Here is a 13,740-nt window from a genome sequence, read left to right on the forward strand (position 1 = left end):
AAACGAGTTCCACAATGCAAACTGTTCGAATATTGATTCGGCGGCAAAGAAGTACGGGCGCCAGCCATGGCGCCGGGAGGCTCGTATGATGGATATCAAGGCGTTGCTGGGGCAGGGCAATCCGCCGCTGGTGGGCATCGACATCAGCACCTCCAGCGTGCGCCTGGTCGAGCTGGCGCAGGGCGGCAAGGGCGAATACCGGCTCGAGCGCTACGCCGCCGAGCCGCTGCCGCGCGGCGCCGTGGTCGACGGCAACATCGAAAACATGGACCAGGTGGTCGACGCCGTGCGCCGGGTCTGGAAGAAAAGCGGCACCCGCACCAAGCTGGTCGCGCTGGGCATGCCGCCCGCTTCCGTCATCACCAAGAAAATCATCCTGCCGGCCGGCATGTCGGAAGACCAGCTCGAAGTGCAGGTCGAATCCGAAGCCAGCCAGTACATCCCGTTCGCGCTCGACGAGGTCAGCCTGGACTTCGACGTCATCGGCCCGGCCGCCAATTCGCCGGAAGACATTGAAGTGATGCTGGCCGCCTCGCGCCGCGAAAAGGTCGAGGACCGCGTCGCCATCGCCGAGGCGTCCGGCCTCAAGGCCACCGTGATGGACATCGAATCCTACGCCGCGCGCGCCGCGCTCGACCGCGTGACCACCCAGCTGCCCGAGGCGGGCGCCGGCCAGGTGATCGCACTGTTCCAGATCGGCGCCCAGGTCACCCATATTTCCGTGATGCTGGACGGCGTCACCGTCTACGAGCGCGAGCAACCCTTCGGCGGCAACGCGCTGACCCAGGACATCGTGCGCTCCTACGGCATGAGCTTTGACGAGGCCGAGACGCGCAAGAAATCCGGCGACCTGCCCGACAATTACAACGCCGAGTTGCTCACGCCCTTCCTGGAAAGCGCGGCGCTGGAAGTGACGCGGGCGATCCAGTTCTTCTACACCTCCACGCCCTACACGCGGGTCGACCAGCTATTCCTGGCCGGCGGCTGCGCGCTGCTGCCCGGCCTGCTGGAACTGGTGGCCAGCCGCACCAAGATCAACAGCGCCGTGATCTCGCCGTTCAAGGGCATGCAGCTGGCCGCCTCGGTGCGCGAGTCGCAGCTGCGCAGCGACGCCCCGGCCTACCTGGTCGCCTGCGGCCTGGCGATGCGGAGGTTTGGCTGATGATTAAAATTAACCTGTTGCCGCACCGCGAGGAAAAGCGCAAACAGAAAAAGGCGGCCTTCTACGCGCTGCTGGCGCTGGGCGCCATCGTCGGCGTCGGCGTGGTGCTGCTGGTGGGCGGCTACAACGCCCGCGAAATCTCTATCCAGAACGAACGCAACCACGTGATCAAGACCGCCATCTCCGGCCTCGACAAGAAGATCGCCGAGATCGCCACGCTGAAGCAGGAAATCGAAGCGCTGAAGGCGCGCCAGCAGGCGGTGGAAGACTTGCAGGGCGACCGCAACCAGCCGGTCTATCTGCTCGACGAGCTGGTCAAGCAGATCCCGTCCGGGGTCTACCTCAAGGGTTTCAAGCAGGAAGGCCAGAAAGTGGCGATCGGCGGCTATGCGCAGTCGCAGGAGCGGGTCTCCGAATTGCTGGGCAACCTGGCCGGCGTGTCGCCATGGCTGGAGCGGCCGGAACTGGTCGAAGTCAAGTCCACCGGCCTGGGCCAGGGCAAGACCGCCAAGAAAGTGGTGGAGTTCAACCTGTCGGTCAACATCAAGCGCCCGCGCGACAAGGATGCGGCCGCCAGCGGCGCCAAGGGCAAGCCCGGCGGCAGCGACGCGCCGTCGCCGGCCAAGAGCCAGGAGCGCGGATAACCATGGCCAAGCTGAATATCAACCTGATGGGCGAGCAACTGGCCGACCAGTTCCGCAACCTCGGCGACCGCCATCCGGGCCAATGGCCGCTGGCGCCGCGCGTGCTGTGCAGCATCGGCGTGACGGCGGCGGTGGTGGCGGCCGGCTACTTCGGCTACTGGAGCTCGCAGTTCGACGAGCAGGAAGCCGGCGCCCAGGCCGAACTCAAGCTGCGCGACGAATACAAGTTCAAGACGTCGCAGGCGGTCAACCTGGAAGCGCTGCGGGCGCAGAAAGTGCAGGTCGACCAGTACGTCGACCGCCTGCAGAAACAGCTGCCGAGCAAGGCCGAGATGGACGCGCTGCTCAAGGACATCGGCCGCGCCGGCACCGGCAGCGGCCTGCAGTTCGAGTCCTTCAAGCCGGCCCAGGTGGTGGTCAAGGACTACTACGCCGAACTGCCGATCGACATCCGCGTCACCGGCAGCTACCACGACATCGGCGCCTTCGCCGGCAATATGGCCAACCTGTCGCGCATCGTCACGCTCAACAACATGAGCCTGAACACCGGCAAGGACGGCGTGCTGACCCTGGAAGCGGTGGTCAAGACCTTCCGCTATCTCGATCCCGAGGAGGTCAGCGCCCAGCGCAAGGCCGCCGCCGACAAGAAGAAGGCGGCGAAAAAATCATGAGAACCCTGATCCCCGCGATGCTGCTGGCCCCCGTGCTGGCGCTGCTGGCCGGCTGCGGCGACAGCGACGTGCAGGAAGTGCGCGCCTGGATGAAGCAGGTCGACGCCCAGGCCAAGGTGGCGGTGCCGCCGCTGGCCGAACCCAAGACCTTCATCCCCTTCGCCTACGCCCAGGCCGATGCGATCGACCCCTTCAATCCCAACAAGCTGCTGGCCGAGCTGGCCAAGGCCTCGGCCAAGGGGACCAACGGCATCAAGCCGGACACCGAGCGGCGCAAGGAATTGCTGGAGAGCTTCCCGCTCGACACCGTCAAGATGGTCGGCACCGTGCAGCAGAAGGGCTTGCTGTACGGCCTGCTGCAGGTCGACCGCAACCTGCACCATGTGGTGGTCGGCCAGCACGTGGGCCAGAACTTCGGCCTGATCACCGCCATCAGCGACAACAGCGTCAGCGTCAAGGAAATCGTACAGGATGCGGGCGGCGATTGGGTCGAACGCATGTCCAAGTTGGAACTGCAGGAAAGCAAGGAGAACACCAAATGACCGCTCACATCACGCCCCGGCGCGCCCTGGCCGTCGCCAGCTGGATGCCGGTGCTCGCTTTTGCCTTCGCCATGCAAGTGGCCGGCGTCGTGCGCGCCCAGGCCGCGCCGGAGGCGCCGCCGTCGAACGCCATCGAATCGATCAGCGCCAACCAGCAGGGCTCGAACGTGATCGTCAAGATCGCGCTGAAGAACGCCCCCGGCAAGCTGCCGATCGGCTTCGCCATCACCAATCCGCCGCGCATCGCGCTCGACTTCGGCGCCACCTCCAACGCCACCGGCAAGACCGTGCAGGAGTTGAGCCTGGGCGACCTGCGCGGCGTCAACGTGGTGCAGGCCGGCGAACGCTCGCGCCTGGTGTTCAACCTGAAGCGCAGCCTGAACTACGCCACCGCCATCGACGGCAACGCCGTGATTCTGACCATCGACGGTTCCGGCGGCCTGGCCCAGGCGGTCGACGCCCGCGGCTTGCCGGTGGCTGCGGCCGCACCTGCCGTGCCGCCCGGCCGGCAACTGCTGAGGGACATGGACTTCCGCCGCGGCGCCAACGGCGAAGGCCGGGTGGTGGTCGACCTGCCCAACAGCCAGGTGGCGGTCGATGTGCGCCAGACCCCGAACGGCGTGGTGGTCGATTTCCTCAAGACCGGCGTGCCGGAAAGCCTGCGCCGCCGGCTCGACGTCAGCGACTTCGGCACGCCGGTGGCGCTGGTCACCACCGTGCCGCAGGGCGACAACACGCGCATGATGATCGAGGCGCGCGGCCTGTGGGAACAGACCGTCTACCAGAGCGACACACAGCTGGTGATCGACGTCAAGCCGCTCAAGGAAGACCCGAACAAGCTGACCCAGGGCACCCAGGGCTACCGCGGCGAGAAGCTGTCGTTCAACTTCCAGAACGTCGAGGTGCGCGCGGCGCTGCAGGCGATCGCCGACATCTCCGGCCTGAACATCATCACCAGCGACAGCGTCAGCGGCAACCTGACCCTGCGCCTGAAGGAAGTGCCGTGGGACCAGGCGCTCGACGTGGTGCTGCAGGCCAAGGGCCTGGACATGCGCAAGAACGGCTCGGTGCTGTGGATCGCCCCCAAGGAAGAGCTGCTGACCAAGGAAAAGCTGGAGCTCGAGCAGCGCGCCCAGATCGCCGACCTGGAGCCGCTGAAGTCCGAGATCTTCCAGCTGAACTACCAGAAGGCCGACGCCTTCAAGACCGTGTTCGGCCTGGAGGGCGGCGGCGACGGCAAGAACCGCATCCTGTCCAAGCGCGGCAGCGCCATCATCGAGCCGCGCACCAACCAGCTGTTCGTCACCGACATCGCCTCCAAGCTCGACGACATCCGCAAGCTGATCGCCAAGACCGACGTCGCCTCCAAGCAGGTGCTGATCGAGGCCCGCATCGTCGAGGCCAGCGACACCTTCACCCGCAACCTCGGCGCCAAGCTGGGCTTTGCCGACCTGCGCACCCAGCGCGGCGGCGACTCCGGCTACCAGCTCGGCAACAGCAACACCCGGGTCGCCATCGGCGGCAACATCAACGGCGTGGGCGAGACGACCGGCCAGATCAAGGCCACCGACGCCAGCTACAGCAACAGCCAGTTCATCAACCTGCCGGCCGGCGCCATCAACGGCGCCCAGGCCGGCAACCTGGCGGTCAGCCTGTTCTCGTCGGCCGCCAACCGCTTCCTCAACCTGGAACTGTCCGCGATCGAGGCGGACGGCACCGGCAAGATCATCTCCAGCCCGCGCGTGATCACGGCCGACAAGGCGATCGCGCTGATCGAGCAGGGCATCGAGCTGCCCTACCAGGTGGCCACCAGCAGCGGCGCCACCTCGATCATGTTCCGCAAGGCCAACCTGCGGCTGGAAGTGACGCCGCAGATCACGCCGGACGGCAACGTCGTCATCGACGTCGACGTCAACAAGGACAGCGTCGGCCAGGAAACCCGCGCCGGCTTCGCCATCGACACCAAGCACGTCAAGACCCAGGTCATGGTCGAGAACGGCGGCACCGTGGTGCTGGGCGGGATCTACCAGCAGACCGAGCGCAACACCACCGACAAGGTGCCGCTGCTGGGCGACGTGCCGGTGCTCGGCTATCTGTTCCGCAGCAACAGCCGCACCAGCGACAAGACGGAATTGCTGGTCTTTATCACGCCCAAGATCGTCGCCGAGCGGCTCTCGACCCGCTGATCAATTGTCCAAGAACACGTACTTCGCTTAACTAGGATCTGACATGACATACGCGCTATCCACGGGCCTGGCCCAACCCATACTCCGCAGCGGCCGCTGGCTGGCGGCGCTCGGCGTCGCCGCTGCGCTGGCCGCCTGTGGCGGCGGCGGCGGCTCGGCCGGCGGCAACGGCAATGGCACGCCGCCGCCGGTCGTCAGCAAGGTGGCCACCGTGACCCTCAAGGCCGACCCGGCCACCATCGATTCGTCCGGCCTGGCCGGCACCGAGGTGACGCTGACGGCCATCGTCAAGGACGCCAACAACAACGCGCTGGCGGGCGAGACGGTGGCCTTCAAGTCCAGCGCCGGCATCATCAGCAACACCAACCGCGTCACCAACGCCAGCGGCGAGGTGGTGGAAAAACTCAGCATCAAGGATAGCCCGGCGGCGGGCGAGATCACCCTCACCGCCAGCGTCGGCACGGTGAACTCGACGCCGATCGTGGTCAAGGTGGTGACGGCGATGCCGACGCTGACGCTGACCTCCAACCCCGGCGAGCTGGCCTCGTCCGGCGCGGCCGGCAGCGAAGTGACGGTGTCGGTGGTGGTCAAGGATTCGTCCAATAATGTGTTGCCGGGCGTCTCCGTGGCGCTGCAGGTCGACTCCTTAGGTAACCTGGTCTATGCCAACCACGTCAGCGACGCCAACGGCCGCGTCACGGCCAAGCTGGACCGGGGGAACGATCCGACCTCGCGCACCCTCACCGTCACCGCGTCCGCCACTGGCGCCCAGACGCGGACGCTGCCGATCAAGGTGACCGGCAACAAGCTGACCATCAACAACAGCAGCTCCGTCAAGGTCGGCGCCGCCACCGACGTCTCCGTCAAGCTGGTCGATTCGGCCGGCAGCGCGCTGTCGGGGCAGGCCGTCACCTTCAGCGCCGGCGGCGCCAACAGCCTCAGCGTCAAGGGCGGCGGCCCGGCCATCACCGATTCCTCCGGCCAGCTGGTGCTCAGCTATGTGGCGCAGACGGCCGGCACCGACGCCATCGTGGTGCGTTCGGCCGGCGAGATCGCCAACACCTCGATCGTGGTCAGCGCCACCAACTTCACCGTCAGCGGCGTCGACGGCGCCGGCGCGCCGCAGTCGGTCACCAACATCAACACCTGCCAGAAGGTCGCGGTCCACAGCGACATCGGCGGCGTGCCGCAGGCGGGCGGCGTCACGCTCAACACCTCGCGCGGCACCATCTATTCCGACGTCGGCTGCGCCACGCCGACCAGCGCGCTGACCCTGGTCAACGGCAACGCCACCGCCTATGTGCGCGCGGTCAATCCCGGCATGGCCACCTTGACCGCCACCTCCACCGCCAGCAACCTGTCGACCCAGGGCTTGCTGGAGTTCGTCGCACCGTACACCTCGTCGGCGATCGTCAGTGTCCAGGCCGACCCGGCGGTTATCGGCGTCAACGCCAATGGCAGCACGGTGCAGCAATCGACCTTGCGCGCCACCGTGCTGGACGGCACAGCGGAAAACAACCTGGTCAAGAACGCCGTGGTCGCGTTCTCCTTCGTCAGCGATCCGAGCGCCGGCACGCTGACCCAGCCTTCGGTGGTCACCACCGGCGCCGACGGCACCGCCTCGGTCAGCTACATCGCCGGTCCCAACGACACCAAGCCGAACGGCGTGGTGGTGCAGGCCCAGCTGCAGGGGGCGTCGAACAACGCCGGCCAGGTCCAGCTGACCGTGGCCAAGCGGGCGGCCTCGATCAGCGCCGGTACCGGCAATACCATCGGCATTCCGAGCACGACCAGCTACCAGGTCGACTACGCCGTGACCGTGACCGACGCCGCCGGCAACCCGGCCGCCGGCATCAAGCTGACCAGTTCGGTGCGCCCGCGCTACTACTACAAGGGGCAGCTGTACTATGTCGGCACCACCGGCCCTTGGGTGCTCGACCTGTCCGGCAACAACCCGCTGCCGCTCGCCTGCCTCAACGAGGACGTCAACAGTGATAACATCAAGCAGCCAGGCGAAGACGTGAACCAGGATGGAATATTGACTCCAGGAAATGGTACCGTCGTCGTGACACCGACCGCGACCACTGACGTCAATGGCCAGGCCGTGGTGTCGCTGACGTATGCGCGCGACCACGCCAACTGGATCAATGTGGCGCTGACCATCCGCGGCCAGGTGACGGGCACCGAGGCGCTGTATACTACCAATATCAGGCTGCCGTATTTGGCGTCCGACTTCACGACGGCGGGCGTGGCGCCGCCGGGCCGGTACAGCCCGTATGGCATCGATGTGACGTCCTGTACCAATACAAATTAAAACCGGGGTTCAATGCAAAATGTGTTTTTAGTCGGCCTGATGGGGGCAGGGAAAACCACCATCGGCCGCATCCTGGCCCGCAAACTGGGTCTGCGTTTCATCGATTCCGATCACGAGATCGAGGCCCGCACCGGCGCCTCGATCCCCTGGATTTTTGAAATTGAAGGCGAACAGAGCTTCCGCCGGCGGGAGGCGGACGTGATCCGCGAGCTGACCGCCCAACCCGACCTGGTGCTGGCCACCGGCGGCGGCGCCATCCTGAACCCGGACAACCGCGCCTACCTGAAGCAGCGCGGCACCGTGATCTACCTGCGCGCCACCGTCAACAGCATCCTGCAACGCACGGCGCACGACAAGAACCGGCCGCTGCTGCAAACGGCCGATCCGCGCAAAAAACTCGAAGAATTGATGGCCACCCGTGATCCTTTGTACATGGAAATTGCCGATATCGTCATCGATACCGGCCGACCTAACGTACAATCGATGGTTCAATCCATCCTGACCCAGCTGGAAACCCGGGCTTGCGTAGCCTCGCCCAACTGCGTCACACAAGCCGAACCATCGATGAACGAAGAATCCACCATCCTGTTAAATGTCGAGCTGGGCGAGCGCAGCTACCCCATCTCGATCGGCCCCGGGCTGCTGCAAGACAGCATGCTGCTGGCCCGCCACGTCCACGGCGACAAGGTCGCCATCGTCACCAACACCACCATCGCGCCGCTATACCTGGAGCGCGTCGAGGCCGGCCTGCGCCAGGCCGGCAAGCAGGTCACGGCCATCGTGCTGCCGGACGGCGAAGAGTATAAAAACTGGTCCAGCCTGATGCAGATCTTCGATGCGCTGCTGGCCGCCAAGGCCGACCGCAAGACCACGCTGATCGCCCTGGGCGGCGGCGTCATCGGCGACCTGACCGGCTACGCCGCCGCCAGCTATATGCGCGGCGTCGACTTCATCCAGGTGCCGACCACCTTGCTGTCGCAGGTCGATTCCTCGGTGGGCGGCAAGACCGGCATCAACCATCCGCTGGGCAAGAACATGATCGGCGCGTTCTACCAGCCGCGCGCGGTGATCGCCGACACCTCGACCCTGGAAACCCTGCCGGCGCGCGAGCTGTCGGCCGGCCTTGCCGAGGTGATCAAGCACGGCGCCATCATCGACGCCGCCTTCTTCGACTGGATCGAAGCCAATATCGTCAAGCTGATGGCGCGCGACAAGGGTGCGCTGGCCTACGCCATCGCCCGCTCGTGCGAGATCAAGTCCGAGGTGGTGCGCCAGGACGAACGCGAAGGCGGCCTGCGCGCCATCCTGAATTTCGGCCACACCTTCGGCCACGCGATCGAGAACGGCCTGGGCTACGGCGAGTGGCTGCACGGCGAGGCCGTCGGCTGCGGCATGGTGATGGCGGCCGATCTGTCGCACCGCATGGGCCTGGTCGACGCGGCCACCGTGGCGCGCATGCGCGCGCTGGTGGTGGCGGCCGGCCTGCCGGTCAAGGCGCCCGACCTGGGCACCGAGCGCTGGCTGGAGCTGATGGAGGTCGACAAGAAGAACGAGGGCGGCGCCATCAAGTTCATCCTGTTGAAACCGCTGGGCGCGCCGAGCATCACCAACGCGCCGCAGGAGCTGCTGTTGGCCACGCTGGCCGCCAGCATCTAAGCCATGCTGCCCGACGAATTCCTCGCCCCCTACGCGGCCCATTCGGCGGGCGGAGCGGGGCGCCGCTTCGACGAAACGGCGCACGCCTCGCGCAGCCAGTTCCAGCGCGACCGCGACCGGATCATTCATTCCTCGGCCTTCCGCCGACTGGAATACAAGACCCAGGTGTTCCTCAACCACGAAGGCGACCTGTTCCGCACCCGGCTGACGCACAGCCTGGAGGTGGCGCAGATCGGCCGCTCGCTGGCGCGCAACCTGCGCCTGAACGAGGACCTGGTGGAGGCGATCTCGCTGGCGCACGACCTGGGCCACACGCCGTTCGGCCACGTCGGCCAGGACGTGCTCAACGAATGCATGCAGGACCATGGCGGCTTCGAGCACAACCTGCAGAGCCTGCGCGTGGTCGATGAGCTGGAAGAACACTACGGCGCCTACAACGGCCTGAACCTGATGTTCGAGACCCGCGAGGGCATCCTCAAGCACTGCTCGCTGAACAATGCGCGCTTGCTGGGGCCGGTGGCGCAGCGCTTCATCGACCGCACCCAGCCGTCGCTGGAGGCGCAGCTGACCAACCTTGCCGACGAGATCGCCTACAACAGCCACGACATCGACGACGGCCTGCGTTCCGGCCTGATCACCATCGAGCAGCTGGAGCAGGTGGAGTTCTTTGCGCGGCTGTGGCGCGATGTGCAGGTGACCTTCCCCGGCCTGTCGGGCCGGCGCGCGATCTACGAAACCCTGCGCCGCCTGATCACCGCGCTGGCCGACGACCTGATCGCCACCTCCAGCGCCTTGCTGGCCGATGCCGCGCCCAGGAGCCTGGACGAGGTGCGCGCCGCGCCGCCGCTGATCCGTTTTTCCGATCCGATGCGCAAGGACGCCACCGAGCTCAAGCGCTTCCTGCGCGAGAATCTCTACCGTCACTACAAGGTCAACCGCATGCGGGTGAAAGCCAGCCGCATCGTGCGCGAGCTGTACCACTCGTTCATGGCCGAGCCGGTGCTCCTGCCGCCGGACTACCAGGACAAATCGGGCGACGTCGGCAAACAGGCGCGCAAGATCGCCGACTACATCGCCGGCATGACCGACCGCTACGCCATCCGCGAACACCGCCGGCTGTTCTCGCTCGACGAGCTTTGAGTGGGCTCAATCGTGCGCTCTTGAGCATCAACGGTGTTCGGCGCATGATAGGTGGATGGACGAGCAAATCACACAACTGGATAGGCGTTTGACCTCGGTGGAGAAAGAGGTGGCCGCGCTCGCTGCGGACACGGCTTCCATACGCCCACACTACGCTACTAAGGAAGATTTTGCCAAACTTGAGGCCAAGGTCTCCATCATTCAGTCCAATTACGCGACCAAGGAAGATATTGCCGATCTGAAGTTGTATTTGGCTAAGTTGGAAACGCGCATGACCCTATGGGCCATCGCGGCGTTTATTTCCATTTCCGGCGTGGTGGTGGCGGCCATTAAACTCTGGCCTTAGAACATCCTTTGCTGCGCGGCCTTGCTGTCGCCGACCAATTCCAGCAGCAGTTTCTTGATCGGCGCCGGCAGCGGGGCGTCGGCGATCTTGGCGGCGTCGTACCAGACGTGGCCGGACTCGGCGGCCATCGCCAGCCGCCGCGCCAGGGTCACGCGATAGGGCGCGATGTGCAGCTTGTAGTGCGTGAATACATGCGTCACCGTCGACAGCCGCTCGTGCGATTCCATCTCGCCGAACTTGCCCACCGCCAGCATCAGCGCATCGTCATCGGCCGCCTCCACCTCATCGTCCTCGGCCAGCAGATGGCCGTCCAGCTCCGGCAGTGATAGCAAACCGCCCCATATCCCGCTTGGCGGACGCTGTTCCAGCAGCACCTGGCCGCCGTCGATAATCGCCAGCATCACCGCATGCTTTTCCGGGCTGGCCTTCTTCGGCTTGCGCACCGGCAGGTCCTTGGTGCGGTCGGTGGAAAACGCCACGCAACGCGGCTGCATCGGGCAGCGTTCGCACGAAGGACTGCTGCGCGTACACAAGGTCGCGCCCATGTCCATCAAGCCCTGCGTGTACGACTCGATGCCCAGCTCCGGCAACAGCGCCTCGGCGCGGCGCCACATCATCTCCTCGGTCTTGCGCTCGCCCGGATAGGTGTCGATGCCGAACACGCGCGCGAACACGCGCTTGACGTTGCCGTCCATGATGGCCGCCCGCGTGCCGCTGGAAAACGCCGAGATCGCCGCCGCCGTCGAACGGCCTATGCCGGGCAACTCCGCCAACAGCAAAGGATCGGAAGGAAACACGCCGTCATACTCGGCCACTACGCGCTGCGCGCACTTGTGCAGGTTGCGCGCGCGGGTGTAGTAGCCCAGGCCGCTCCACTGCGCCATCACATCCTCGACCGGCGCGCAAGCCAGGTCGCGCACGGTAGGGAAGCGCTCCAGGAAGCGCGCGTAATAGCCCAGCACCGCCGACACCTGCGTCTGCTGCAACATGATTTCCGATAGCCAGATCAGATACGCATCGCGCGTGTTCTGCCACGGCAGCACATGGCGTCCATGCACTTTTTGCCAGCCGATCAAATCGGCCGAGAAACTGGGGTCCGCAAAATTCTCACCTGCTACAACTTTCATTCTTTTCCTAAACTTAAGCGGCGGCGTCCAGCGCCACGAATTCCGCGTTGATGGCGATGCTGATCTGCCCCGCCAATTCATTCAGCCGCGCCTTCTGCGCCTCCAGCTCCTGCTGGCTGCCTTCAAACGCGTCGATCTTCTGTTCCAGGCTGTCGGTCGCATCGTGGATGCGCTGGATCGACGCCAGCCGGTGTTTCAACTGATCCTTGTGCTGGCGGATCTGCGCCTCCAGCGGCGCCATGATCACCTTCAGCCACGCCTCCGCATCGTTGTTGGCGGCGCGGAAGCAGCCGCGCACGCGCGAGGCGATGGTGTCGAAGAACTTCTCCATCAACACCACGCGGCTGGTGGTCAGCAAGGTCGCCGTGCCGAACTGCTTGTAGTAGATCGCCTCGATAGCCTCGATCTCCTCGCGGTAATGCTCCAGCGAAAACGGCATCGGCAAGGCCAGGGTCAGCCCGTGCTCGTTGGAGAAGCGGCGGTACATCACGCCCATCATCTCGCTGATCTCCACCGTCTTGTGCTCGGCCGCGTCGAGGCTGGCGCGGATGCGTTCGAAGTAGTTGCGCACCGCCTCGCGCACGCCGGTGAAGAAGCGGCTGCGCTGCATCTCCTGGCGCACCTGTTCGATATCGTCGCGCACGATGTCCATGCCCATGCTGGTGTACAGCTCGGTGGACAGCCGCGTGAACACGGCGCGCGTGGCCTGCAGCTTGAACAGGCTGGCGTCGAACTCCTTTTTCTCCACGTCGATGCGGCGCATCATGTGGGCGATCACGCTCTGGTTTTTGCCGCGCAAGCCCTTGAGCTCATGCAGCTGCTCGACCACCCCGCGGCTGCGGGCGTTGACCATCGCCAGCTGCGCCGAGCTCAGCGCATGCAATTCCTCGCTCAGCTGCTTGCGCACGATTTCCTTCTTGGCCGGGATCAGCTCGTTGAACAAAGCGCCTTCCAAGGTCTGCAGGCGGCTGCGCTCCAGCAGCGCCGGGTCCTGCGTGATCTTGGCCACCAGCGCCTTCTGCGCCGACACCGGGAACACCTGGCGCGGCTCCAGCGCCAGCACGTGCGCTACGTTGGCCTGCTGGCGCTCGATCTCGATGTTGATCTCGGCTTCGCTGCGCAGCTCGTCCCACATGCTGTCGATCTTGTTGAGCACCACCAGGCGGCCGGCGCCGGCGCCGATGTGCTGGCGCCAGACTTCGATGTCACTCTTGGTCACGCCGGTGTCGGCGGCCAGGATGAACAGCACCGCGTGCGCGTTCGGAATCAGGTTCAGCGTCAGCTCGGGCTCGGTGCCGATGGCGTTCAGGCCCGGCGTGTCGAGGATCACCAGGCCCTGCTTCAACAGCGGGTGCGGGAAGTTGATGATCGCGTGGCGCCACAGCGAAATCTCGACCAGGCCGGCATCGTCCAAGGTGACCGGCATGTCGGGATCGTCCTCGTCGTACAGACCGTAGCGCTTGGCTTCCTCCACCGGCACGTGGCGCGTCATGCTGACCTGCTTGAATACCTCGTGCATATCGGCGCCGGCGTCCAGGTTCAGCGGCAGCACGGTCCAGGCGGCCGGCTGGTCGCGGTAGTCGCTGGTGGACAGGTTCTCGGCCCGCGTTTCGATCGGCAGCAGGCGGATCGACGGTGCGAAGCTGGCGTCGTACATCAGCTCGGTCGGGCACATGGTGGTGCGGCCGGCGGCGGACGGCAGGATGCGCTGGCCGTAGTCGGCGAAGAAGATGGCGTTGATCAATTCCGATTTGCCGCGCGAGAATTCGGCGACGAAGGCCACCGACAATTTGTCGTCGGCCAGCCGCGCCAGCGTGCGCACGATGCGCTGGTCGGTGGCGGCGTCGGTCAGGGACGCGCCAGCCACCCAAGCTTGATAATCTTTCAACGCCGTGACGACGCCTTGCCGCCAGGCGCTGTATTGTTCGAAATCCCTGACCATCATGTCTGCC

11 protein-coding genes are annotated in these 13,740 nt (G+C 65.5%); 9 read left to right on the forward strand and 2 right to left on the reverse strand.

The annotated features are described in order from the left end of the window. The first annotated feature begins 85 nt into the window (after positions 1–85). The 9 genes from KVP70_RS18580 to KVP70_RS18620 are packed head-to-tail and all read left to right on the forward strand — an operon-like array spanning position 86 to position 10,661. Positions 86–1,162, forward strand: a complete 1,077-nt coding sequence (locus tag KVP70_RS18580; RefSeq protein ID WP_217943651.1) for a pilus assembly protein PilM — start codon at positions 86–88, stop codon at positions 1,160–1,162. Beyond that, entirely contained in the window at positions 1,162–1,806 is a 645-nt protein-coding gene (locus KVP70_RS18585) for a PilN domain-containing protein (protein WP_217943652.1), read from the forward strand. The genes KVP70_RS18580 and KVP70_RS18585 overlap by 1 nt, the downstream gene beginning before the upstream one ends. 2 nt (positions 1,807–1,808) lie before the next feature. Next, entirely contained in the window at positions 1,809–2,477 is a 669-nt protein-coding gene (locus tag KVP70_RS18590) for a type IV pilus inner membrane component PilO (protein ID WP_217943653.1), read from the forward strand. Further along, positions 2,474–3,019 (forward strand): pilus assembly protein PilP, encoded by a 546-nt coding sequence (locus KVP70_RS18595; protein WP_217943654.1) that lies wholly within the window; start codon positions 2,474–2,476, stop codon positions 3,017–3,019. The genes KVP70_RS18590 and KVP70_RS18595 overlap by 4 nt, the downstream gene beginning before the upstream one ends. Continuing rightward, entirely contained in the window at positions 3,016–5,205 is a 2,190-nt protein-coding gene (locus tag KVP70_RS18600; protein WP_217943655.1) for a type IV pilus secretin PilQ, read from the forward strand. The genes KVP70_RS18595 and KVP70_RS18600 overlap by 4 nt, the downstream gene beginning before the upstream one ends. Before the next feature lie 43 nt (positions 5,206–5,248). Next, positions 5,249–7,519: an Ig-like domain-containing protein gene (locus KVP70_RS18605; RefSeq protein WP_217943656.1), complete on the forward strand. Its 2,271-nt coding sequence runs from the start codon at positions 5,249–5,251 to the stop codon at positions 7,517–7,519. Positions 7,520–7,531: 12 nt separating this feature from the next. After that, positions 7,532–9,175 carry a bifunctional shikimate kinase/3-dehydroquinate synthase AroKB gene (aroKB, locus tag KVP70_RS18610; RefSeq protein ID WP_217943657.1) on the forward strand — a complete coding sequence of 548 codons (1,644 nt, stop codon included), beginning with the start codon at positions 7,532–7,534 and terminating at the stop codon, positions 9,173–9,175. A 3-nt stretch (positions 9,176–9,178) separates the two neighbouring features. Then, positions 9,179–10,315, forward strand: coding sequence for a deoxyguanosinetriphosphate triphosphohydrolase (locus tag KVP70_RS18615; protein ID WP_217943658.1), 1,137 nt, complete (start codon positions 9,179–9,181; stop codon positions 10,313–10,315). A 55-nt stretch (positions 10,316–10,370) separates the two neighbouring features. Further along, positions 10,371–10,661, forward strand: coding sequence for a hypothetical protein (locus tag KVP70_RS18620; RefSeq protein WP_217943659.1), 291 nt, complete (start codon positions 10,371–10,373; stop codon positions 10,659–10,661). Here KVP70_RS18620 and mutY read toward each other — a convergent pair. Together mutY and KVP70_RS18630 are read right to left on the reverse strand one after the other, a co-directional pair. Beyond that, on the reverse strand, positions 10,658–11,788 hold the full coding sequence (mutY, locus tag KVP70_RS18625; RefSeq protein WP_217943660.1) for an A/G-specific adenine glycosylase: 1,131 nt from the start codon (positions 11,786–11,788) through the stop codon (positions 10,658–10,660). The genes KVP70_RS18620 and mutY overlap by 4 nt on opposite strands. Positions 11,789–11,801: 13 nt before the next feature. Continuing rightward, the gene (locus tag KVP70_RS18630; protein ID WP_217943704.1) at positions 11,802–13,730 is read right to left on the reverse strand and encodes a dynamin family protein; all 1,929 of its coding nucleotides are present in this window, start codon (positions 13,728–13,730) and stop codon (positions 11,802–11,804) included. Positions 13,731–13,740: the final 10 nt, after the last annotated feature.

Origin of the sequence: Duganella violaceipulchra (genome assembly GCF_019166075.1) — a bacterium.
Lineage (GTDB): Bacteria > Pseudomonadota > Gammaproteobacteria > Burkholderiales > Burkholderiaceae_D > Rugamonas > Rugamonas violaceipulchra.